Source organism: Paenibacillus shirakamiensis, assembly GCF_017874255.1.
GTDB lineage: Bacteria > Bacillota > Bacilli > Paenibacillales > Paenibacillaceae > Fontibacillus > Fontibacillus shirakamiensis.
Genome location: NZ_JAGGLD010000001.1, coordinates 315,031 through 337,694, shown reverse-complemented (window position 1 = coordinate 337,694; position 22,664 = coordinate 315,031). Strand labels below are relative to the sequence as shown.

General features: G+C 41.1%; 31 protein-coding genes and 1 tRNA gene. 12 read left to right on the top strand and 20 right to left on the bottom strand.

Features of this window, described 5'->3' with window-relative positions; genetic code table 11:
* Window positions 1–82 precede the first annotated feature (82 nt).
* Window positions 83–238, top strand: coding sequence for a hypothetical protein (locus tag J2Z69_RS01520; RefSeq protein WP_209860578.1), 156 nt, complete (start codon window positions 83–85; stop codon window positions 236–238).
* A 60-nt stretch (window positions 239–298) separates the two neighbouring features.
* Here J2Z69_RS01520 and J2Z69_RS01515 read toward each other — a convergent pair whose 3' ends face one another.
* From J2Z69_RS01515 to J2Z69_RS01500, 4 genes are read right to left on the bottom strand one after another with little or no spacing between them, the layout of a single operon-like run.
* Window positions 299–820, bottom strand: a complete 522-nt coding sequence (locus J2Z69_RS01515; RefSeq protein ID WP_209858533.1) for a hypothetical protein — start codon at window positions 818–820, stop codon at window positions 299–301.
* A gap of 18 nt (window positions 821–838) precedes the next feature.
* Entirely contained in the window at window positions 839–1,369 is a 531-nt protein-coding gene (locus J2Z69_RS01510; protein ID WP_209858531.1) for an NAD(P)H-dependent oxidoreductase, read from the bottom strand.
* 5 nt (window positions 1,370–1,374) lie between these two features.
* Complete coding sequence (locus J2Z69_RS01505; protein WP_209858529.1) at window positions 1,375–3,009, bottom strand: DHA2 family efflux MFS transporter permease subunit; 1,635 nt, start codon at window positions 3,007–3,009, stop codon at window positions 1,375–1,377.
* A gap of 58 nt (window positions 3,010–3,067) precedes the next feature.
* Window positions 3,068–3,700 carry an HlyD family secretion protein gene (locus J2Z69_RS01500; protein ID WP_209858527.1) on the bottom strand — a complete coding sequence of 211 codons (633 nt, stop codon included), beginning with the start codon at window positions 3,698–3,700 and terminating at the stop codon, window positions 3,068–3,070.
* Between the two features lie 258 nt (window positions 3,701–3,958).
* Between J2Z69_RS01500 and J2Z69_RS01495 the strand changes: the two genes are divergently transcribed.
* The gene (locus J2Z69_RS01495) at window positions 3,959–4,453 is read left to right on the top strand and encodes a MarR family winged helix-turn-helix transcriptional regulator (RefSeq protein ID WP_209858525.1); all 495 of its coding nucleotides are present in this window, start codon (window positions 3,959–3,961) and stop codon (window positions 4,451–4,453) included.
* 92 nt (window positions 4,454–4,545) lie between these two features.
* Window positions 4,546–4,716 carry a hypothetical protein gene (locus tag J2Z69_RS01490; protein WP_209858523.1) on the top strand — a complete coding sequence of 57 codons (171 nt, stop codon included), beginning with the start codon at window positions 4,546–4,548 and terminating at the stop codon, window positions 4,714–4,716.
* Window positions 4,717–4,775: 59 nt separating this feature from the next.
* Here the strand turns inward: J2Z69_RS01490 and J2Z69_RS01485 are convergent, their stop codons facing one another.
* Window positions 4,776–5,738: a 3'-5' exoribonuclease YhaM family protein gene (locus J2Z69_RS01485; RefSeq protein ID WP_209858521.1), complete on the bottom strand. Its 963-nt coding sequence runs from the start codon at window positions 5,736–5,738 to the stop codon at window positions 4,776–4,778.
* 84 nt (window positions 5,739–5,822) lie between these two features.
* Window positions 5,823–6,293 (bottom strand): general stress protein, encoded by a 471-nt coding sequence (locus tag J2Z69_RS01480; RefSeq protein WP_209858519.1) that lies wholly within the window; start codon window positions 6,291–6,293, stop codon window positions 5,823–5,825.
* A 230-nt stretch (window positions 6,294–6,523) separates the two neighbouring features.
* Here J2Z69_RS01480 and J2Z69_RS01475 point away from each other — a divergent pair, with 230 nt between their 5' ends.
* Both J2Z69_RS01475 and J2Z69_RS01470 read left to right on the top strand, forming a co-directional pair.
* The gene (locus J2Z69_RS01475) at window positions 6,524–7,051 is read left to right on the top strand and encodes a DoxX family protein (protein WP_209860422.1); all 528 of its coding nucleotides are present in this window, start codon (window positions 6,524–6,526) and stop codon (window positions 7,049–7,051) included.
* 152 nt (window positions 7,052–7,203) lie between these two features.
* Window positions 7,204–7,521 (top strand): acetyl-CoA acetyltransferase, encoded by a 318-nt coding sequence (locus tag J2Z69_RS01470; RefSeq protein ID WP_209858517.1) that lies wholly within the window; start codon window positions 7,204–7,206, stop codon window positions 7,519–7,521.
* 46 nt (window positions 7,522–7,567) lie between these two features.
* Here the strand turns inward: J2Z69_RS01470 and J2Z69_RS01465 are convergent, their stop codons facing one another.
* Window positions 7,568–8,164 (bottom strand): LOG family protein, encoded by a 597-nt coding sequence (locus J2Z69_RS01465; protein ID WP_209858515.1) that lies wholly within the window; start codon window positions 8,162–8,164, stop codon window positions 7,568–7,570.
* A 228-nt stretch (window positions 8,165–8,392) separates the two neighbouring features.
* Between J2Z69_RS01465 and J2Z69_RS01460 the strand changes: the two genes are divergently transcribed.
* Entirely contained in the window at window positions 8,393–8,587 is a 195-nt protein-coding gene (locus tag J2Z69_RS01460; protein ID WP_209858513.1) for a hypothetical protein, read from the top strand.
* 23 nt (window positions 8,588–8,610) lie between these two features.
* Here the strand turns inward: J2Z69_RS01460 and J2Z69_RS01455 are convergent, their stop codons facing one another.
* The 9 genes from J2Z69_RS01455 to J2Z69_RS01415 form a co-directional block, all read right to left on the bottom strand.
* Complete coding sequence (locus J2Z69_RS01455; protein WP_209858511.1) at window positions 8,611–10,428, bottom strand: APC family permease; 1,818 nt, start codon at window positions 10,426–10,428, stop codon at window positions 8,611–8,613.
* A gap of 190 nt (window positions 10,429–10,618) precedes the next feature.
* On the bottom strand, window positions 10,619–11,797 hold the full coding sequence (locus J2Z69_RS01450) for an MFS transporter (protein WP_209858509.1): 1,179 nt from the start codon (window positions 11,795–11,797) through the stop codon (window positions 10,619–10,621).
* Window positions 11,798–12,083: 286 nt separating this feature from the next.
* Window positions 12,084–12,299 carry a DUF3006 domain-containing protein gene (locus J2Z69_RS01445; RefSeq protein WP_209858507.1) on the bottom strand — a complete coding sequence of 72 codons (216 nt, stop codon included), beginning with the start codon at window positions 12,297–12,299 and terminating at the stop codon, window positions 12,084–12,086.
* A 7-nt stretch (window positions 12,300–12,306) separates the two neighbouring features.
* Window positions 12,307–13,224, bottom strand: coding sequence for a ComEC/Rec2 family competence protein (locus tag J2Z69_RS01440; protein ID WP_209858505.1), 918 nt, complete (start codon window positions 13,222–13,224; stop codon window positions 12,307–12,309).
* An 81-nt stretch (window positions 13,225–13,305) separates the two neighbouring features.
* A complete protein-coding gene (locus tag J2Z69_RS01435) occupies window positions 13,306–13,710 on the bottom strand; it encodes a DUF4395 domain-containing protein (protein WP_209858503.1) in 405 nt (134 codons plus the stop codon).
* Between the two features lie 121 nt (window positions 13,711–13,831).
* Complete coding sequence (locus tag J2Z69_RS01430) at window positions 13,832–15,985, bottom strand: hypothetical protein (protein WP_245338911.1); 2,154 nt, start codon at window positions 15,983–15,985, stop codon at window positions 13,832–13,834.
* 140 nt (window positions 15,986–16,125) lie between these two features.
* The gene (locus tag J2Z69_RS01425) at window positions 16,126–16,560 is read right to left on the bottom strand and encodes a hypothetical protein (protein ID WP_209858502.1); all 435 of its coding nucleotides are present in this window, start codon (window positions 16,558–16,560) and stop codon (window positions 16,126–16,128) included.
* Window positions 16,561–16,604: 44 nt separating this feature from the next.
* Complete coding sequence (locus tag J2Z69_RS01420; RefSeq protein WP_209858501.1) at window positions 16,605–17,264, bottom strand: uracil-DNA glycosylase; 660 nt, start codon at window positions 17,262–17,264, stop codon at window positions 16,605–16,607.
* Window positions 17,265–17,521: 257 nt separating this feature from the next.
* Window positions 17,522–17,607 (bottom strand) — tRNA-Leu (locus J2Z69_RS01415).
* Window positions 17,608–17,789: 182 nt separating this feature from the next.
* Here J2Z69_RS01415 and J2Z69_RS01410 point away from each other — a divergent pair.
* A complete protein-coding gene (locus tag J2Z69_RS01410) occupies window positions 17,790–18,542 on the top strand; it encodes a polysaccharide deacetylase family protein (RefSeq protein WP_209858500.1) in 753 nt (250 codons plus the stop codon).
* A gap of 134 nt (window positions 18,543–18,676) precedes the next feature.
* On the opposite strand, the gene J2Z69_RS01405 is transcribed toward J2Z69_RS01410, so the two are convergent.
* Both J2Z69_RS01405 and J2Z69_RS01400 read right to left on the bottom strand, forming a co-directional pair.
* Window positions 18,677–18,982, bottom strand: a complete 306-nt coding sequence (locus J2Z69_RS01405) for a hypothetical protein (RefSeq protein WP_209860577.1) — start codon at window positions 18,980–18,982, stop codon at window positions 18,677–18,679.
* 386 nt (window positions 18,983–19,368) lie between these two features.
* A complete protein-coding gene (locus tag J2Z69_RS01400; RefSeq protein WP_209858499.1) occupies window positions 19,369–19,647 on the bottom strand; it encodes a hypothetical protein in 279 nt (92 codons plus the stop codon).
* A 172-nt stretch (window positions 19,648–19,819) separates the two neighbouring features.
* Between J2Z69_RS01400 and J2Z69_RS01395 the strand changes: the two genes are divergently transcribed.
* The 3 genes from J2Z69_RS01395 to J2Z69_RS01385 all read left to right on the top strand — a co-directional run bounded on the left by J2Z69_RS01395 (window position 19,820) and on the right by J2Z69_RS01385 (window position 21,186).
* A complete protein-coding gene (locus tag J2Z69_RS01395; protein WP_209858498.1) occupies window positions 19,820–20,155 on the top strand; it encodes a helix-turn-helix domain-containing protein in 336 nt (111 codons plus the stop codon).
* A 101-nt stretch (window positions 20,156–20,256) separates the two neighbouring features.
* Entirely contained in the window at window positions 20,257–20,841 is a 585-nt protein-coding gene (locus J2Z69_RS01390) for an ImmA/IrrE family metallo-endopeptidase (RefSeq protein ID WP_209858497.1), read from the top strand.
* A gap of 6 nt (window positions 20,842–20,847) precedes the next feature.
* Window positions 20,848–21,186: a hypothetical protein gene (locus J2Z69_RS01385; protein ID WP_209858495.1), complete on the top strand. Its 339-nt coding sequence runs from the start codon at window positions 20,848–20,850 to the stop codon at window positions 21,184–21,186.
* Window positions 21,187–21,282: 96 nt separating this feature from the next.
* Here J2Z69_RS01385 and J2Z69_RS01380 read toward each other — a convergent pair whose 3' ends face one another.
* Both J2Z69_RS01380 and J2Z69_RS01375 read right to left on the bottom strand, forming a co-directional pair.
* Window positions 21,283–21,441, bottom strand: a complete 159-nt coding sequence (locus tag J2Z69_RS01380; protein ID WP_209858494.1) for an asparagine synthase — start codon at window positions 21,439–21,441, stop codon at window positions 21,283–21,285.
* Window positions 21,442–21,522: 81 nt separating this feature from the next.
* Window positions 21,523–21,936: a hypothetical protein gene (locus tag J2Z69_RS01375; protein WP_209858493.1), complete on the bottom strand. Its 414-nt coding sequence runs from the start codon at window positions 21,934–21,936 to the stop codon at window positions 21,523–21,525.
* A gap of 164 nt (window positions 21,937–22,100) precedes the next feature.
* On the opposite strand from J2Z69_RS01375, the gene J2Z69_RS01370 reads away from it, so the two are divergent.
* Both J2Z69_RS01370 and J2Z69_RS01365 read left to right on the top strand, forming a co-directional pair.
* Window positions 22,101–22,271 carry a hypothetical protein gene (locus J2Z69_RS01370; RefSeq protein ID WP_209858492.1) on the top strand — a complete coding sequence of 57 codons (171 nt, stop codon included), beginning with the start codon at window positions 22,101–22,103 and terminating at the stop codon, window positions 22,269–22,271.
* A 67-nt stretch (window positions 22,272–22,338) separates the two neighbouring features.
* Window positions 22,339–22,587, top strand: a complete 249-nt coding sequence (locus J2Z69_RS01365; RefSeq protein ID WP_342591543.1) for a DUF2642 domain-containing protein — start codon at window positions 22,339–22,341, stop codon at window positions 22,585–22,587.
* Window positions 22,588–22,664 lie beyond the last annotated feature (77 nt).

Below are 22,664 nucleotides of genomic sequence, written 5' to 3'. Positions count from 1 at the left end.
TATATACTAGGAACATAAGCTTATGAATGAAGTAGGACATCCCATCATATCTATGAAAAGGTCCTAGTAAAGGAGGTTTCCTGTGATTCCACTCGTCTTGTTTCAGATCGCTCTGGTTATCATTATTATTCGTTCTATCTATTCCATAGCTCAGCTTAGTAATAGCTTTGATCGAAATTGGCTGGAACTTCTTTACCATCTTGCTGTCATCATTGTAACCTTGCGCTTTTTGTTCTAGCAAGTTACAAAAAAGGTGTTCCTAAAGCCCGTAGACGGGCAGTAGAAACACCTTTGTTTGTTAATGATCTTTCTTCTGTTCACTTAATTTCTTGAGAGCATTGCGAAAGTCCTGATCTTTCGATGCCGAATTAGGAGCATCTACAGGTTTTTCTTGAGGAGGCTCCAAGAGCCGCTGAATAGCTGCTCGGTAATCTTGATCCGTAATGGAAGCTGCTGGTTGAGCAGAAGGCGTTTTTGCCAGCTTTTCTTGATCTATTGTGATCCGCTGCGATGGCTCTACAATAGACGCTTTCTGTAAGCCAATATCTGTCTGTGTGTGTTCTGTAGATTCTGAATGATGATGCGCAGCCAGTTGTTCTGAAAGAATGTAAGGATCTGAGACAGGTTCCTCCAGATGATCATGCATAGTATCAGATACTTTTGGAGCATCCGTTTCTTGTTCTGGTTGCTCCGTTACTTGTTGCTCCTCGTTCGAGCTTACACGCTCCTTGGCGAGGTTTGCCGATTTGTTACGGACATTTAAGGATATAAGAATCGCTAAGACAATAATCGCAGTGATTGCAAAGGTAATGAAGATCATAACGGCTTCCTCCTTGATTTAGGACTGCTGAACAAAAGTTGCAGTCAAGTTGGCTACCCGTTCTCCCAGCGCCATACCTAGAACTCTACCTTTTTCGCTTAGAAGTTCTGTACTGTCAATTGGACATGAGATACCTACGCCGTAATAAGAACCATAGGTGGCATTCTCAGGAATGTTACCGGGCAGACCCGCAATAATCATCCCTTGATGGAGCATAGGGGTAATCAGATTCAAGAGAGTAGCTTCAAGACCCCCATGTTCTGTTGCCGTTGTGCAAAAGACGGCTCCAATTTTATTTACTAACTGGCCTGCAGCCCATAAATAACCGAGTTTATCAATCCACTGTTTGAGTCCAGAACTAATCGTACCAAAATGTCCTGGAGATCCCCATATAATAGCATCCATTGTAGGAAGAGTATACACATCGGCTTCTGCAACAGAATGAAGGTGAATCGTTGCCCCTTCCACCTTTGCAGCCCCTTCGGCAATCGCCTTAGCCAAGGCTTCTGTATGTCCACCTTCTGAATCATATACGATGCAAATATTCATTAAAATCATCCCTTCTCAGCTGCTATGACCTGCTGTGGTGCAGGAAGCATCAGAAGTTCCACATTCTCATCCTTCTTCGCTTGCCGCACCTTGTCTTTCCGCACATCTCTTAAGAAGAAGCTCAGAACAAGACCTACGACCGAAATCATCGTTGCCCAGAAGAAGGCATCATTAATTCCTTGAACCGAAGATTCCAGTTTCACTTGCCCCGCTAGAGCGGTAGCTGCCTGCGTTTTGGCTTGTGCAAGTGGAATATGTGCTGCGCTTGCTATCTTATTCACAAGTTCCATGAATCCCTGCATAAATCCAGGATCTGTAGTATCCATACGATCGGTTAAAGCTGCCCCATGAAAGCTGGCCCGCGTCGTAAAAATGGTCGTAATAATACTTGTACCGATGGATCCACTCACTTGTCTTAACGTATTAGACATGGCCGTACCATGCTTATTCAAATCTCTTGGAAGCTGATTCATCCCTGCAGTCATAATAGGCATCATTAGGAAGGACATCCCAAAGTAACGAATCATATATACTACCAGAATATAATTGTACGAAGTGTCCAGAGTTAATTTCGTAAATTCCCAAGTGGTAAGGGTTGTAATAATCATCCCGGTTATGGCTAGCGGTCTAGGCCCTATTTTATCAAATAGAATCCCTGAGATCGGAGACATAATCAGCATCACTAGTGCACCCGGGAGCATAAGCAGTCCTGAGTTAAGCGGAGTGATTCCGCGTAAGTTCTGCAAGTAAATCGGAAGCAAGAGCATCCCTGCAAACATACTCGCCGTAACAAAAATATTAATGACATTGGACAAAGAGAAAATACCGTAACGGAATACACCCATATTAAGCAAAGGATTCTTACTCCGCATCTCCCAAATAACAAAGAACGTAACAAGAATCGCTCCTGCTACAATACAGGATACAACCTCCATATCTCCCCAGCCTTTAGATCCTGCTTCACTTAATCCATAAAGAAGCAATCCTACCCCAGCTAAAGAAGAGAAGGTTCCTAAGTAATCGAGTTTGATCATCTTAGGTTGCTCAATATTGCGCATTTTAAATAGGGCAACAAAGAAAATAATCACGCCAAAAGGAATCATACCTGTGAACAAGATATGCCAGTCGTAGTTCTGAACCACCCAACCTGAAAGCGTCGGACCTACAGCTGGAGCAAACATCATGGCTAAGCCGAAGATGCCCATTCCTTTCCCCCGCATTTCTGGAGGGAATATAAATAAGATAACGCTCATGACCAGTGGAGAGAGTACGCCCCCACCTACGGCTTGAATTAGACGGCCAATAAGAAGAACAGAAAAGCTATCTGCCAATCCACAAATTAGCGCACCTAAAGTAAAGCTAAACATGGCAGCAAGGAACAGAACCCGAACGCCAAATCGTTCAATGAGGAAAGCAGAGAGCGGGATAAGCACCCCGTTCACTAACATGTATCCTGTTAAAAGCCACTGAGCTGTATTCGTTGTAATTCCGTATTCGTTCGTAATATGTGGTAGTGCCACGTTCAACAGCGTTTGATTAAGAATGGCTAAAAATAAGCCCACCATTAATACGATAAGTAGCGGTAAATGCTGCTTAAAGCTGGGCGTATCGGCACCCGTTGATACTTGCGCGGAGGCCATGGGCCCATCTCCTTTCTGCAAAAGCTGCAAGCTCTGCAGGGTACATCAGTAACCTGTTTTATTTCGTAATGACGATTTCTGCATTCATGCCCGGAAGGACATTTTTGGAATAACTGCTAATAGCAATTTTAAGTTGCACTTTTTGTGTTACTTTTGTGTAGCTTCCGCTTGTGTTGGTGCTAGCTAACAAAGAAAATACTGAGTTTGTTGCATAACCAATTTGTTCTACAGATCCTTGGATCTTAGTACCTGGATCGCCATCTACAACGACATCGACTTTGGAACCTACGCTGATGTCTTTAATCTGATCTTCATCCACATTGGCTACAATATATAGGTTCTTCATATCTACAATCTGTCCGAGCTGTGTGCCCGCTTGAACCAATTCACCATTCTTCGCCTGATTCTTAATCAGTGTTCCACCCATAGGTGCCGTAACTGGAACAGAAGTACCTGCCGCTGTTACTTGACCGAGTGTTCCTTTCTCATTCAACACTTCGCCTTCTTTACCTGTCCAAGAAGAGACAACCCCTGCTGCTGGCGCAGACACAGGAACAATATCCGCAGCTACCCTTGCGTCATCTGTCTTGATATATGTGGCACCTTGATAATAATAGTAGGCACCGCCCACAATCACTGCCGCAAGCACAATGATCCCTAAAACATTTGTTAAAATTAATCGACCTTTCATCTTCTCTCTTTCTCCCTCCACCAAATCCATGATTATTACTTTACTATAAAGTAATTTTAATATAAAGTTAATTTATCATATCCTGTTTCAACTTACAATCCTAAATTTGTGAAACAATTTTGTCCGTCATTCGTATATTAATAGGATTGAAATTTTTTGGGCGATACTGAAGTTAGATTACACATATCAGACAACCTACCGACCTGTAGAGGTCAGGATATGGCTGGGCAAGGTTGTTTCGACAAGGAGGGGGAACACGTGGAATCCCAAAAGGATGACATGGAGCAAGTCGAGGCCGTGGAACGCATTATGGAGACTTTTTATCGATTCAAAAATAAACTTTATGATAAACAATACAAGAAACGGAATGATAAGCTAAACAATACGAAGTGCCGTATGTTAATGATTATTTACCGTCAACACAAATCTATGGTCGTGCATATTTCGCGTCAATTAAGTCTTTCCAGTGGTGCAACGACAATTATGCTGAATCAACTTGAAGCGGATGGTTATATCATTCGTGTACGTAGCGAAGAAGATCGCCGGATCGTCTGGTTATCATTAACAGAAGAAGGCGCTCTACTGGCCAAGAGAATTATCGATTTCCGTTACCGTTTCACGGGGGACATGCTTGGTTTGTTATCAGATGATGAACAAGAAGACTTTTTGAGACTTCTTCGTAAGATCGAGACACGTATGGAAGAACGAATATCCTCCGATACGTTTGATGATAACGTTTACACTAATTCCTAATTACACCGTTTCAAAATGGTCCCATCGGGTTTATCCTACATATAGCGACTCTTTTGGAGACATTCTAAAGAAGAGTAAAAGGAGATGAACTCATGAATTCAGATCAAGACAAACGCGGATCCGGTGTTGATCCTATTCCAAGTGTAGATAAAGAGCGTCCAGCAGCCACCGATCATCTAGAAGATCTTGTCGGCGGGATTATGGACGGGCTTACCCAAGAAAATGATGACAAGACGGGTAATAAAGAACACAACAACGACTAAATTTATTTACACCAAAAAGCGCCCTGAGAAACCTCAGGACGCTTTTTTAATACGAGCAATTATATCTTATCTTTGCCGCGATACATAGGACGGTTCTCTAGAGCTCGCACTGGTGCGGACCAACTGCCACTTTCAGCAACGCCCATGACCGCATCTTCTGCCGCTTGAAGTTTGGCATCCATTTGATCAATCAGATGCAGCGCAATAGCCTCGGGAAGTTGAGGCTGAATCGGGCTCCCCCACTCCCCTAGATTATGATGCGAGAGAATAAGATGCTGAAGCATCACAAGCTTCTCGTCGTTCAGATCTATTCCTCGCTTTATAGCGGACTCAGTAATCCAGTTCACAGCTAGTGAAATATGACCAATTAATTTGCCAGTGAAGCTATATTCGGATACGATTCCTAGCTCTGCTGTAAGTTCTTCGGTTTTTGCAATATCATGAAGTATAATACCTGTAATTAAGAGGTCTCGATTAAGAAAAGGACGCTGGGTTACAATGAATTCAGCAAGTTCCAGCATACGCACCATATGATAGGCTAATCCAGCATAAAAGGCATGGTGCATCGTTTTGGCGGCAGGATAATGAAGTAGTTTATCCCCCACTTTAGCAAGACACTGATCTACAATCCATTTATAGTCTGCATCTTGAATTGTCGCAGCTGCGGCACTAATTGTAGAGACTAGATCGGTGGGTGCAACCGGTGCCGATCGAAGAAAATCAGTAATTTGATGACCATCTTCGGCGTTTGCAGGGCGAATCTGCACCACTTTAAACTGCAATTTATCTCTGTATAAATGTACATGCCCCTTAATTTTGACTAACATGGGTGCAAAAAACGTCTCTTTATCCGTAGCTGAAGCTTCCCAGAACTTAGCTACAATCTCTCCGGTAGAATCTCCAAGTATTAGATCAAAATAATCTTTGGGTGAATTCCCATTCGTTTGCTTGATATTTACTGACTTGAGCAAATAAAATCCAGTTACTTCTTCGCCTTCAATAAACGTGTTGATCGGTTTCATTAGACATCTCCCGTATCGATGTGGTAGTAGGAATTACAATAATAACATCATACAATAGTAAGCCTAAGTTATAAAGTTAACTAGTTAATCGATTCCCAACGCATGATGTTTTTGGAAAATTTTGCTTACTTGCTCCGCTTGCTCTGGTGGGCATTCAGCCATAACTAGCAAACGATCTTCCATTAAATGAGCTTCATAGGCCTTTGCATCTTCCTCAGGAATTCCTGCACCAACAAGCGCCACGACGAGATCATCTGATCCCGCTCCAATTTCAGCACCAGCTAATCTTTTTGATACTGGCCCTGTTGTAACTACTTCTTGAGGAACATCTTCCATAGTCCCTGCTACACTTTTTAGCAGACCAAAAATACTTTTGCCCGCGTTCCCTGCATCCGGTTTGGGTGTGCCTGCCGTTTCACTTAATCTATGTAGATGGCCGATTTTTTTGGATAAAATAGACACATGCTTATTATCTAACCCTTCTTTCTCTAATTCTCCAATCAAGATCGACACATCTTGTATAGCTCTAAAGACCCCTATAATTAATTTGGCCATAACCAAACCTCCTCAAATAAATTTTGTATACGCTCTTATTACACTAATCTTGGTTATTGTCAAACATATATCTATGATGTATGCTGATTAATATAACAAAAATGTAACTTAATTGTATTTATTAAAATTAATGTAATATTCCACTTGCAAGAAGCTTTATTTCGAACGACACACATAATTTACATAAATAAGGGTCCACATGCCAAATTCAAAAAAAGGAGTGGGAACACCTGTTAAATTATTGGTTACGGAACAACAAGGTTGCTATGGTGATCTTGACTATCATTCGAGTCTATTTAGGCTATGAATGGATCAAGGGAGGTTGGAGTAAGGTAACTGAAGGTTTTGATGCAAGTGGATTTCTTTCGGGGGCACTAGCTAAAAGCACGGGCGAATATCCTGACGTACAGACTTGGTGGGCTTCATTCCTGCAACATGTCGCAATACCCGGAGTTGGGTTCTTCAACGTATTAGTCTCGTACGGAGAGTTTCTTGTAGGACTCGGTCTCATTCTAGGAACTTTCACAACATTTGCTGCACTTATGGGATTTGTAATGAACCTAGCGTATCTGTTATCGGGAAGTGTTAGTACGAACGCGCAGATGCTTGTACTGGAAGTCATTATCATCGCTGCAGGTATGAATGCCGCCCGGCTGGGGCTCGATTATTGGTTAATTCCCCTTCTCTTCAAGCGTAAGCGGAACACGCTCGATTCTCCGTCCCTTGGTCTGAGAAATGACCAAAGCGAGGCCGTCTAAACCTTTGCTTGAATCATTGATCTTGTAATGAAATAACTTTTTCAGGGCTGTCCCTCATGGGTCAGCTTTTTTCTTTGGGCTTTAACGGAACCTCCACCTAGGCATTTGTATATAGTGTTATTAAGAAGGCTTTAATTTAAGGAGGAACTAGTATGACACTAAATACAGAGCAAAACAGTCAAATTGTGTATCAAGCACATCCAAACACACTGCAACATCTTCAAAATGTAAAAGATCAAATTCGTCAAGCTTGCGCCGTTCATGCCAATCGCCCTGTGTATGTGAAGACTTTAGATGGTCAATCTTTTGAAGGGGTTATTGTAAATACCGATGACAAATACTTGTATATCAGCATTTCACATGGACCGGCCAACAACCGCTATCTAGGTGGCCCAGGTGGATATTATTATAACAACAGTATCTTACCCTTGGTTTTGTATGAACTGCTTGTCATTTCCCTAGTATCTTAGTCCACCCAAAAAAGCCTGCGGACGAATTTCTCGTCTAGCAGGCTTATTATCCATCAAGCTTTCCCGTAGGGTGATGCTTCCATTTTGCTTCAGGACGTTCTGGTTGATACGCAGACATCATCTGAAATAGCGTATGAGCATCATTTGCTACGATTAACAAATTTTCACTCGAACTATGGGCAAAACCTTGCTCTACACTATGCTTAATCAGTTCAATTAAAGGGTCATAATACCCATTCACATTTAAAAGTCCAATCGGTTTCTGATGAATACCAATTTGTGACCAACATAATACTTCAAACAGCTCTTCCAGCGTTCCTAATCCACCTGGCAAAGCTATAAAGCCATCTGCCATTTCATTCATCATAGCCTTCCGTTCATGCATACTTTCGACTTCCACGAAAGCCGTCAATTCTTGATGGACATTCTCCCCACGCAGTAATCCCCTAGGCATAATTCCCGTTACACTTCCATTCAAACTCAACACCTCGTTCGCAATTTCACCCATTAGACCTAATCGCGATCCTCCGTATATAAGACGAACCTTGGATTTGGCAAGCACATTGCCTAACTGAATAGCTTGGTGCGTATACTCGGGATTATTGCCGGGTGCCGAACCTGCAAACACACATACAGCCTGCATTTTAAATCCCCTTTCTATTCTTATCACCTAAATCTACACCTTATTCTATTGTACTATGTCAGGTAAAACCTATGTAAGAATTTCCAAAGAAAAAAGCTACTTTTAAAAAAGTAGCTTGTGCGGTAATGTTCCCTGCCCTATTTAGCGATAGCCCACGCCAAAAACAACATAGGGACATACTATAGGATGATGATAAAAGTCATTTGTACACAAGGGAGGTCCTCTTCAATGAAACAAGTAAAAATTAAACAGTCAAATTCAGCCAAACTAACAAAAGCCCAAATCACTAATAATATCAATCTTTGGGCTATTGTTGCTGCTATTTTATCTCTTTTGGCCTCTATTATTGGTCTATATATTGCTTATGCTGCATTCATTACAGACACGGATGACATTGATGTACTAAATGGATCTTTAAAATAAAAGCTTTTTTTAATAATGTTAGTCTATTTATCCATGTGGAATGGAACAGTAGCTACTACAACATCCTTTCGGTTCAGTAGATATGCCCGAATCATAAAGCTGGACTGATTATGCAATAAATTTTGCCACCAGTGCTTCGTAATAAACTGTGGAATCAGGATCGTAATATGATCACTTTCTGCTTTTTTCCACTCTACTGTATCTATGAATTTACGAAGCGGCCCCATAATACTACGATATCTGGATTTCAAAATGATTAAACGTACGCCAGGGTTCCATTCATTCCAGCGCTGTTCGATCTTACGAACAGATTCATCATCAAATCCCACGTATACGGCGACTACATTATCGGATAATGTCTTCGCATAACTTACAGTGTTCAGGACTACACGGGTTACGCCCGCCACAGGAATAATAACAGTATTTCCCTTGGGGTTAGGTTTATCATGGAAAAGATCAATCCGAAGTTGGTCAGCTGTGTTCACATAATGCTGCTTAATCCTTATAAAAACATATACGACGATAGGTAAGAATATAAAAATGAACCATATTTGCGTAAACTTAGTAAAAATAAAGATGAGTGTAATGGATAAGGTGGTAAGCATCCCCACCGTATTAATGGTAAGTTTGATCACCCAACCTGAAGGTTTTAGTTTGATCCAGCGGATCATCATTCCTAGCTGCGATAAGGTAAAGGGTATAAATACACCTACTGCATATAACGGTATAAGATTACCCGTGTTCCCTTGGAAAATGACGACTAGCACAGCAGACAAGATACTTAAGAAGATAATCCCGTTAGAGAATCCTAGACGGTCACCACGCACCATGAAAGCATGCGGCATATATTTATCCTTGGCTAACATGAAAGCGAGCAATGGGAAAGCAGAGTAAGCCGTATTGGCAGCCAGAATCAAAATAATAGCTGTGATACCTTGAATAAAGTAATACAAAATACCACGTCCAAAAGTCGATTCAGCAATTTGGGACACGACCGTTTCTTTTAGCTCAGGACGAATACCGTACCAATATGCCAGTAAACTAATCCCGATAAACATACCTGCAAGCAAGGTACCCATCATAACAAGCGTAGCTGCTGCGTTTTTCTCCGCCGGCTTCTTGAAATTAGGAATCGCGTTAGATACCGCTTCAACCCCTGTTAAAGCTGAGCAACCTGAGCTAAATGCTTTGAGGAGTAAGAACAAACTTACGTTCGAAACAGCTCTCCCGAACTCGGGTGCGGCTGAATGGGCCCCACCCAGAATGAAATTAATTACACCCGAGAAAATAAGTACATAAATGGAAATAACGAACAAATAAATCGGAATGGCGAGTACAGAAGCAGATTCTGTTACCCCACGTAAATTCATAATCGTCAAGAGGAGAATCATTAATAAGGCAATCACTACCCGGTAATCATGCAAAGCGGGAAAGGCCGATATGATGGCATCTGTTCCCGCTGAGGAACTTACCGCTACCGTAAGAATATAATCGACTAATAAAGAGCCGCCGGCGATTAGACTCGGAGACAATCCTAGGTTGTCTTTGGCAACGATATAGGCGCCGCCTCCACCTGGATAAGCAAAAATGGTCTGTCTATACGATACAATGAGAATGACAAGTAGTCCGAGTACCGCAATTGAAATAGGGATGGAATACCATAGAGCCGCAAAACCAGCCGCCATTAAGACAAGTAAAATCTGTTCTGTACCATAAGCTACAGAAGATAATGCATCGGAAGATAGGATAGCTAGGGCTTTTAATTTGCCGAGTTTTTCATCTTCAAGTTGTGTTGATTTCATAGGTCTACCGATAAGCAGACGTTTTAACTTTCCAGCCATTGCTCAACTTCCTTTACGTGGATCAAAATGGGTGCAACCAAGACACAAACCGTATTGTATATCGTTCCACAAAATTTATCCAGTATGTATTAAAGCTTTTGTGATATTTTTTACCCCACTTATCGCTAGATGTAACAATTAACCAAAAAAACCCTCTTTCCTAAGAAAGAAGGCGATTGATTTTACACTTTTAATTCCGAGGACGTACTTCTTCTGTACCTTTTTTAGATAAATACGGAATGGTAAGAGCCACGATAAAACAAAATAGCATTAACAAGCGGAATGGCCAACTAGCGAAGTCTTTTATAGCTAATACAGGAGCAAGGACAGCTATCCGGGCTATAACAAGCAGCAGTTCACGCCAGACTAATATTCGAGACTTTGCCGCAGCGTCTAGGTGGTTAATAGCTATAAATTGACGTGCATTCCAAATCGTCATGAAAAAAAACATTCCGACGGTAGTTAATATATTAGATAAGATTAATATAGGAGCCTTTGGATATAACGCAATCCCGAACCCTATAGAGGCCATGATCATCCCCAACATAAGCCAAAAGGAATTATGGAACCTTCCTTCATTTCGTAGCCTTCTATACAGAACCATCGCAAGAATAGTACATACCGTATACGTGATTTGCAAGATCGCAATGATTAACTTATTCTCTGTGACCGAGAATGTGAAGATTAGGGAGAATAAACCCTGAAATTGCATGAAAAATCCTGCTGCAATAATGGACGGGATCATCCAGCGAAGTGTAGGTGTGAAGAATACGTTAGATATAGCATAAGAAGCTACAGATTTCGTCTGCTGGCTTGCTAAAGTCGCATTCGGGATAAAGAATGCGCAAGCCACCATAACGCCTACAAATCCAAGCATGACGGCGAAGGACCCAGTATACCCTATCGTCTGAATAACGATGGCAAACACAATGGGATTCACGATTTGTATAACTTGACCAATGATATTAGATGTAGAGAAATACGCTGCGAAATCATCACTTTTTCCAAATAAAGAAACACCTAAATTTTGTGCACAGGAGTTCAATCCATTAGTTATCCCTACGGGAAGCGCTAATAGGGCGAGGTACAAAAACTTAGGTTCAATATGAAGGACACTGACCACCCCAAAAGTGATTGCAGCGAATATAGCAGAAGCTAGAAAGACAAATCTTAATGAATACGAATTCAAAAGCTTTACACCCCATACAAAAGCAGCCCCCCAAAACAAAAATTGGACTAAATTGTACCAAGCTACATCAGCAATACTCTGCCCTTTCTCCCAGATAAATAGATTAATAAATAAATTAATATAATTAAAAATAATTCCTGCCGCAGTGTTCATCAGCAGAAGCTTGCGCATACTGTTCACGGGACAACTCCTCTTCACGTTAAAGTCTAGTCTGTAATGTTCTTATCTACCTTTGACACCTTAACAGATTATATGGCGAAGGAACATATACGATACAGCTAACGACATGGAGGATTTATTCAAAAGCCTGCAACCTCAAAAAAAAAAAAGAACTTACCTCAAGTAAGTTCTAACGCATACTACATTTTCACAGATTCCAAATCCTATACCAGATACTTCTCAACAATTATTTGATGATGATGGGCTGCATGACCTGCAATAATATAGGCTAGTGCTCTGAATGTTGTTATTCTTTCTCCCATACATCATTCATCAACGATTTAATCTCTTTAATCCTTGCTTCGGTCTGCTTATGATTGGTTAGCCAAGTATGCCCGTCCCATTCCACTATGTCTCCTGTTTTTACACCTGTCTGCACTTGATGTTTGGGTATATCCTTGGACTCTCCATTAATTTCAATAATACAAAATTCATCTTCAAAGCCATCTACGATTCCTTTCATTATCTCATCACCTCTCAGTTGTAATCTGTATGTTGGTACCATTGGAGGATAAATCAATAATTCCTTGTGTATCGTTCCTGTACACTATGATCCCAGCTTTCTTCAATCGGCCGAGAATGGTTGGTGTAGGATGTCCGTACTTATTGTCGACCCCAGATTGAATGATGGCATATTTAGGGGCAACCTGCTTTAAGAAAGCGGGAGTGGTTGAGGACTTGGAACCATGATGCCCTACTAGTAAAACATCGGCATGGAGCTCTTGCCTAGATGCTATCATATCTTTCTCGCTAACCGACTCTGCATCCCCTGTAAAAAGAAAAGATGTCTTACCGTAAGCAACTCGCATTACAGCGCTCATATTATTGTTGTCCTCATAGGTTTGCAAGGGAGCTAACATCTTGACCTCTACTTGCGGATCCCAATCTAGGATTACTCCTGATTTCGCGGTAGCTACCTTTAATCCCTTCTTTTGTATGGAACGAAGTACAGATTCGAAGGTTTTCGTTGTTGACGATATTCTAGGCATGTAGACTTTGCCTATATCTAATTGATCAATTACTTTGTCTAGACCACCAATGTGATCTGCATCCGGGTGGGTACCCACTACAATATCAAGTCTTTTAATTCCATAACGCTTCAGATCATCCAATACCACTTGTTCTTGATCGTTGTTCCCTGCATCAATTAGCATGGTCTTGCCAGAAGGACTGATTAATAACTGCGATGCTCCTTGGCCAACATTTAAATAAACAATGCGAAGTCCACCCTTTACAGGTGTGGGATCAGGTTTACTTGAGAATGTGCAGGAAGATAAGAGGATAGATACGAGGAGGAAGACGACAAAAAGAAACATTCTATTCCAAGTAGATTTGAACTTTACACGCGCGCCTAACGTTGAACCTTTTGGACCTATAAAGCTTGTCATAGTTGTAATTCCTTTACGATAAGATTTGGGAACGCATGTTCCAATTATAAACGGAAGCTGCATTCCAAATCAATCCAGGAATTATACACGTCGCTGCTTAGCTTTAAATTGCTTGTATTGAAAATAAACTGTACATCCGATGCAGTATCCTGACAGAGCAACGAAAGCCGCAATAAGCAGCATCGTGGCGAATATGTAGCCTAACGTATTCCAGCCCACTATAAATGCAAGAAGTGAACAAGTCAGAAAGCCGACAGCCAGACTATTGTTAAACCGCTGAAGTTCTAATGCCTGTGTGCCTTTACTCTTCTTAACCCAAGTTTTTGCAGTCCCTACAAACAGATTGAAGCCCGTGGTCAAACCAATCACCTGGATAAGCCAAAGAGCAAAAAGAATCCATGGCTGATGTGACACAAAAGATAAGATTACAAATAGAACAATCCCAGCTTGATTTATTTTTACATAAGATTCCGGTATTTCTCTCATCCTAGCCATCCCTTCGTCTTGAACTTATTTAAATCAATATAAAGCTTTATTCCGATAAATTCAATGAGGATTAATTCTTCTATACAAAAAAACCTCCTTTACAGGAGGCTTTATGTGTTCATTATTTTACGGTAATTGTTATGCTGATGGTTTTATTTAGATATTTGGCTTTAATCGTGGTGGTTCCTTTTGATATAGCTTCAATTTTCCCAGCAGATACAGTCGCCACAGAAGGCTTAGAGCTAGTCCATATAGCACTCCCTACAATAGAAGGTTCTGCTCCTGTATCATAAAGCGCCGTGAGCGCAACTGTCTTCACTCCACCTATCGCTAGCATTAGCTTTTTGTCCGGCGTAGCGATCTTAAGAAGCGTAGGTACTACTTTGATATCCAGCTTCACAGCCATATCTTGATAAGATCCTTTTAGTGTAGCCGAACCTTCTCCGATAGATTTCACCGTGGAACCCGATACCGTCACTACGTTCAGATCTGAGGAAACCCAATCGATTTTGTTACTAAGCGTTATTTTAGTTCCATTCGTATAAATCCCTGTAACTTTGATGGATTTTGTTTTTTTCAAGGCTAACTCCATTGAAATGGGTTCTACAATAATTTTGCTAATCTGAGGTTCCACCGTTACTGGGATTTTGATACTTAGATTCAGATACGTTCCCTTAAGGATCACGTTACCTTTAACGAGGCCTTTGATTTTATTGTTTTTTAGAACAGCACTTGTCCCGCTAAGACTCCATTCAATCTTATCTGTGATGTTCTCTTCGTCACCATTCTCGCGAACGGCGTTCACTTTGGGTAGATCATATTCTTTACCTATCACAACATTCAGCGAATCATCCGCCGGAAGAAGTACGAGTGCTTTCTCTTGCACCATCACCTCAACCACAATAGGACTTGCCGTACCGATCTTACCCGTAAGTGTTGCCTTCCCTGTTCCCACGGCAGTCAGTTTATTGTTATCGATCTTGATGATGTCCTGGTTGCTGCTTTTCCACTGCATTAATGACGAGATATCTTGCGATTTATCGTCGAGCGTAGTCCCCGTAACTTTAGGCAAACTTTCCGTTTCTCCCTTGAACATGTCGATAGAAGTCTTATCAGCTGTAATCTTCGTTAGCGTAGGGAAAACTGTTACTTTAAATTCCTTGGTAAGCCCCAAATATTTCACTTTAATGACTGCTGTACCTGCCTGCTTGGGAGTAACCACACCTTTGGTTACCGTAGCAGCTAGCGGGTTAGAGGAGGTCCAATCTGCTTCTTCTGTCACTACAAGACGCGTGTTCACATCATTTCTAACGGAAGCTTCTACTTTGAGAGGAGCATCACTTAGGAATAATGTCTGCTCTTCCGAAGGGTTTAGCAGTATTACTTCATATTTAGTACGTACTAATACTGTAACCTGAGCAGTTGCTCCACGGTAAGATGCTGTGATAATGGAGCTACCTGTGGATACAGCCGTAATCTTTCCTTTATCAACCGTAACTACACCCGGATCTGATGACTTCCAATCCGCATTTGCTGCAATATCTTGAACGGTGTCATCTGAAGCTAATTCCGCATTTGCTTTAATTTGAATAGGATTATCACCGACTAACATTTCTACATCCCCATCGGGTTGACCTACAGCTTCAAGATCCAGATCGCTATAAGGAGAGGATACTGTCAATTTGAAAGACGTAGCAAAGCCTTTGTACTTGGCCGTTATCGTTGTTTCACCTTTGCTTATAAGCGTTAGTTTGCCTGCTGAGATTGTGGCTACCGAGGTAGCAGAAGAGGTCCAATCTGCACTAGTGGTGACATCATTGCTTGTCCCATCGTTCTCAATGGCTTGAGCTTTAACTGTGAGATTGTCATCTCCTAGTTTGTATTCCACATTGTCCGGCTTATCAAGTTTGAGTTCCTTAAATAAATAAGCAGCGTCTGCTGTTAGACTTAAATTAAGATTTTTGTATTTCGCTGTAATGGTGACCTTTCCGTTCTTGAGTGGAGTTAGAAGACCCTTATCCACCTTAATAATGAGAGGATCAGACGAAATCCAAGTGGTATCGCTCGTGACATCCTTCTTGTCCGTAGTCCCTTCAATCTTAGCTAACACTTTCAATTGCTGCGTCGTCTCGGATACATACAGATGAACAGCAGATGCGTTATCGAATTCAATAGAAGTTACATCGCCGGAGGCGGCAAAGACGTTCGCTGGAAATACGGCTGCGGCTAGCAGCATGATGACAAGAAACCATTTACTTATTTTCCTGTTCCCCATAATTCTTTTTCTCTCCTTTGTTGGTCTTGATGATAATTATTAGTTCATAAATATGGCTTTCCCCTCTATGTATCGACACGATAAGAGCATTTGTTAACCTTTTACACGGAAAAGCCTTCAATATAAGTAAAAAGACCCATTCAGCCACGAATGGATCTTACAACAAATACGTGATTTGTTTTATCTAAAGTCTCGCCACTTGCTAGAACTACTTCTTGATCCGTATGAACATGAATTACGGTACGGAAGTATAGAAGCTTGTCCCCTTTCCATATCGTTACCGGAGATTTAAAATAGATGGCGTTATCAAATTGCACGTGATTCTTCATGACATAGCCTACTGAATGCGCAGATGCTTTATCCGTCTTGGACTTTATGGCTCTACGTGCATTCTTCCTTCCCCGGCTTCCGGGCTGGATACGAATAATATCATCAATGGGTATCGCCATAGGTCTGGGCCCTAATAAAAGTCTACGTGCTGCTCGATCCCAGCCTTCGATGGTTCCACTATAAATGTCATCCTGCTGCTGACAATACACAATGACGTCCTGCCCAATCCAATCTTCATAACGCATGTGAGGTCCCCCCCTTGGGCTAAATCCTAATAGAAGATAAGTATCTAAATATTCCACTGAATGGGCACTTGCCCATGGTGCTCTAGGAACCGATTCGTCGCTGAAAAAGGTCTACTTCCAAAAAAGCCACGTCTTGCTGACAGAGGACTAGGATGTACTGACTTAATTACCTCATGCCTCGTATTATCGATACTTGAGCCTTTTCTCTGAGCATGAGATCCCCACAGTATAAATACAAGAGGATTCTGCCTTGCATTCAAAGCTTGAATTACAGTATCCGTAAAAGACTCCCATCCTTTACCTTGATGTGACCCAGCTGCGCCCTCTCGCACAGTAAGCACATTATTTAATAATAATACGCCTTGCTCAGCCCATGGCGTAAGTGTTCCCGTATGCGGAACGGGAATACTCAGATCACTCGATAATTCTTTGTAGATATTCCTAAGTGAAGGAGGAATTCTAACACCAGGGCGTACAGAGAAGCTTAAGCCATGTGCCTGACCTTGACCATGATAAGGATCTTGACCAAGGATAACCACTCTGGTGTTTTGATGAGAAGTCAGTCGCAATGCTTCATACACACACTCTCGAGGTGGATATACCACATGTTCTTCATATTCCTGATTCAGCCATTGCTGAAGATGTATAAAATAAGGTTTCTTTAACTCCTCTTCGAGAACCTGATCCCAGTCATTTCCGAACATTTTATCCCCCCTAAGATGATGAATTTCTAAACTTATGCCTATGATAAATATAGTCCATTGATGCCAAAAATGCAGACTCCTATTAAATTTAACATCAGCCTGTATTTTACAGTATTATCCTCATAATTTATAGATGTAAATTAAAATAAGTTTAAGAAAATTACTTTGCCGTATAGATACATTTTTCTGAAAATTTGATGTAAAAGCAAAGACGCTCCCTCATTTGTGATGAGGAAGCGTCTTTGTGAAAAGTTATATGCCGAGGACCGGGATCGAACCGGTACGGTAGTCACCTACCGCAGGATTTTAAGTCCTGTGCGTCTGCCAATTCCGCCACCCCGGCAGAATAGTGAAGCTCTGATACAAATATGTACGTTGTGTTCAAGGCACTATTTAAATCATTGGCGACGAGATAGATCATATCATGAATATTGAATAAGTGTCAACACTATTTTGAAAATTAATAAAATAATTTATTAATCATCATACTATATCTTATATTAGGACGAGCCAAAGGAGATCAGCATGAACATAAAACGTATTGTTTCCCTTTTGCTCTTGGGCATGACAGCTAGTGGAATCTTTTCCTTCGCTCACGCAGATGCCATAAAACCTACGGGAAGAGATTATTATGAACCCCGAGGCGAGATTGTATGGGAAGTACCTACTGACAAAAAAGTGGTTGCTCTAACTTTTGATGATGGTCCTGATCCCAAGCAGACGCCAGCCATACTCCATTTGTTAGAACAGTATCATGCCAAGGCTACGTTCTTTGTTGTTGGCAATCGCGTCGAAAGATTCCCCGATATATTGAAGCTTACGGCCAAACAAGGCCACGAGATTGGCAACCATACTTACAACCACACTTATTTTAATAAGAATAATTCTGCACGTCTGGATCAAGAGATCCTATCTACTGAAGATGCGATCTTTAAAGTAACGGGTATTCACACCATGTTATTCCGCCCGCCCGGTGGCTTTTATAACAACCGTATTGTTCAAAAAAGTCATAGCAAGGGATATCAAGTGGTCTTATGGTCTTGGCATCAAGATACAAGAGATTGGGCACGTCCCGGTGTCCAACGTATCGTAAATAAAGTGCTCAACAACCTACGTAATGGGGACATTATTTTAATGCATGATCATGTAGAAGGTCCTACTCAAACTGTGGCTGCTCTGAAGGCAATATTGCCGGAGATTGAAAAACGTGGCTACACATGTATCACGGTAAGTGAATTAATAAAGTTGAAAAAACATGCAGAACCCGTAAAAAAATAAGAAATGATGGAAAGCCAGCAGTTTCTCCTTAGAACCTCTCTTTAGAACACTAATTATTTTAAATCGCATACACAAATAAGCGGTTTCGCTAAGAAAACCGCTTTTTGTGTATTCATTTACCTCAACTTAAGCAATTAATAAGAACCGAGACCCCGGCTTATAATTACAAGCAAAATAAATAAAACGAGTATATATCCACTTGAACCCCAGAAATCTTGTGAAGGTGGACAAGCTGGAGCATAAGGGGCAGGAGCTGGATAATGATGCTTATGGTGGTGGCTATACTGTGGAGCAATTTTGTGTGTAGGTATAGTGTACATATTACTGGTGTATACCTGCCCTGCTTCAATCTCAACTGTAGTGTTCGATGGTGCCGTATACGTCGTTTGAGGTGCTACCAAATGGGGAGTATGGGGCACCGACCCTGTTGAACTATTCATGAATATTCCTCCTTGAAATGGTTATATCCCACCTTATGCCTGCACCTCTGCATTAGGCTGGGTATATGCCTTGTTCTCAAAGAAATATATTAGAGATACATTCCATAGCTACATTTTCTTTGTTAAAAGTCGAACTGTATCTTTAATTCGATCTAGATAAATTACGATGATTGTATGGATATCTAGACTCTTCAAGCCTTACTTATTTCCTGAATGTTGATTAACCCGCTCGATAGAAATTCTGCCCATGCATTAGTATGATTCACAGTAGTATCATCAGATCCGTAGTTCTTAAAGTCTGACATGTGTGGGGCTTTCCTTTTTCTTATAAAAGAGACTAATCACCCATTCGATTTATTTTCTAATCCTCTATCAATTCCCATGATCTAGTCGTTCTTCGAGGTATAATCTTGCTTCAAATGCTTAACCATGTCCAATAACGGATTCATGAACCCCTCCCGCTCCCGATCCAATATGGCTTGAAGTCGATCCCGATCCTCTTCTGCTCGCTCTAACATACTCCGCGGCACAAGATCCCCTCTCACAATCATGCGAACCACCATGCCTACAAATAACAATAATATGAACGAAAGCACGACAGACAGGCCATATTTCTCCGCTAGAGGCAACCATTTCTCTAAATTCACCATGTCTGCTGTTCCCATCACCTGTCCTCCTCTTTTTCTATTTTTAAAATATATTCTCATTTTAAGGCAACAATTTGTTTCCTTATGCCCTCATTATACGCAGTTATAATATCCTGTCAATATATTACAGGAAACAAAATGTTGCATAAGCATTTTTTTGATATATACTTAATGTACCGGGGGTGTTGTAGTGTTAACGGAACGTTTAAGTAAGCTTAGGTTGGATCGTAATTTTACACATCAAGATATGGCCGACCAACTGGGCATGACTCGCCAAGGATATGGCCATTATGAATCTGGCAAACGAGCTATTGATTCCGACACCTTATCTAAACTCGCTGATATTTTACGTGTAGATACTGATTATTTGCTTGGTAGAACGGAGGTTCCTAAAGAACCCTCCGAAGAAAATTTAAATATAGGCCTTGCTTTTTATGGTGGGCCTGAATCGTATAGTGCTGAGGAAATTAAAGTTATGCAAGCGGCTCTTCGAGCCTATCGGGAACACAAAGAAAAAAGGTCTTAACACCGCCACACTTCTTTCAACTTTATTTATATGCCCTTCTAAAGAAGGGCCATATTTTTAATCATATAGCGAACATATATTCCTATTCAGAGGTGAATATGATGGATTTATCTTTATATCGAGAGACCGAGTTGGAACATTGGATTAGTATACGCTATCAACAGCATGGTATCCTCACTGCAAATGACTTAGAGATTGAACATGTCGCTGAAGCATTCGGGATCGATATCGTTATATATCAAGGGAAGCCTTTTTCATGCAATATATCGAATGTAATCTTTTTGCCACACTGCATCGATAAGGAGACTCAGCGGCTTATTTTTTTCCATGAACTATGCCATGTCCTTCGCCATGCCGGCGATCAAACTCAAATGCATGAACTTTTTCATCAACAGCAGGAAATGGAAGCCGAGAGATTTTTGGCTTATGCCGCGGCTCCCTTTTTTATGATTGCGGCTATTGACCTGGAGGAATCCTTAAAAGATGCCGTTGAACAGATTAGCTCAGAGTTCCATCTCCCTCACACCATTGCGCATGCTCGCCTGATTCAGATTCAGAATCGGATTCTGCACCATATTCTATGGATGGATGATTTCCAAAGGAACTTGGTCTCCAAAACATTAACATTGTCTGAGGCCACGCAAAGCTTATTACAAAAGTTACACACCCAATTGAATAAGGAGTGAACAATGATGCGTATCGGAGTTATCCATGAGTTTGCTACGGAACATCAAGCCCCTACTTTAGTATTAGTCAAGCTCTCGGGAGACGAGATTGATTACAGCCAGACGCTTCGCCTAGACATTCCTTTAGTTTGGAATTCATTTGATATGGAAGAGTATGGAGATGGCACTACGCTCAGCATTACGCTTGAAGATTTAATAGTTCCTAGATTAAAAGGACTAGGCCACAGTGTTGCCATTGATCTACCCCGAATTCTCGCACGTTATGGACCAGAACTTTCCCTTGATCAACTTGTAATTCGTTTACAGGATATTGAAGAAGTGATTGAAGCTTATACTAAGCAGTAGAAGATGATTTCTTTATACACAAAAAACAGAGACACAAAAAACAGAGACACAAAAAACCGGGAAAGCCTAAGCTCCCCCGGTTATCTTCCAAATGTGTTAACGGTGCTCAATTAAATCAATGGTACCGAGAACAATATGAGCTAGACCAAACCCTAATACGCCGGTTGCAGCCAACTTATACTTACTTCCGAGCAGTGAAGCGGCAGAAGCAGAGACAACAGTTCCTAGAACAGTTGGGATCAATCCTTCACGCATGCGTAACACTCCCTTAAGTGATTTGAAAGACCTGATTATTTTCCTACAAGATCCACTTATTTATGCATTGTGAATTAAATTCTAAAATCTACGTGGATAATTATGTGTTTTTTTGCTCCCGTAAATCATCTTTAGTTCACTAATTGCTTTAGGATCTTCATGATCCATTGCCCACTCCCGTAGTGCCTCAATGGCCTTAAGCTTGCCATGTCCTTCATCTCTCCACGTCAACAATTCGGCCACCTTAATCATCAGAGCTACAAGACTGGAATTGTCTTGATTCGATTTTTCGGCTTTTATTTTATGATAGAGTGCTTCTCTTTCCCAATCCAACAATATTTCTTCACCAATGGTGGGTTTTAGTAAAGAATATACCTTGTTACATTTGGAACAATGAATGGCCTCTACCTGTTGATTGTGAAAAATAACCTGAATTTCTTCATCGCAGTCTGGGCAACTGAACTGCACTTTAATTTCTGGAATTAGATTCTTCATACCTAGCCCCCTACCGTTCTATAAAAATGTCTTCAGTCAAAAGTAAAATATGTTTACCCAAATCTATGAAAAAGGAACCTTAAAAGATAAAACATGCAACGAATGAGTCAGGCATGAAATGGATAAATTATGACGAAACGGTTATAAGGAAAGGAATCCTTCTTATGCATATAGACACGAATGAGTATAAGGTGGCTCAGCTTCAACAATCTCCTCAAGCTTTAGAGCTTTTACAAAAAACTGAAGAAGCAATGAAGGAACTTACGGGACGCACCATTACCTTAATAGCTTACCAGAAATCAAGAGAAGACGAACAATATTCTAATCAATACTAGGCGGCAGCCTATACACCAAACTGGGCAATGGCATAGGTTAGGATATAACGAATTGAGGAGTGAAACTGTGAATAGCTACACGTATCCCATGAACTATGCGCCAGGTTCCCAATACCCCATTACTGTGAATCCTTCAGATCTATTTGTTGTGGAAGCCTTGAAGACTACGAAGGGCAAATGTGTCTTATTCGAGACTACTCGTGGACGTCTAGAAGGCGTTGTGTGTGAAGTAAAACCCGATCATGTCGTGCTTCAAAATCGAGGCAAAAACTTTTATCTTCGTATTGCTGAGATCGTATGGATCATGCCTGATTAGCCTAAAATATCCAAAAACAGACACCTTTCGAGGTGTTTTTTTGGCGTATACACTTCAATATTTTATTTTTTTGTTGT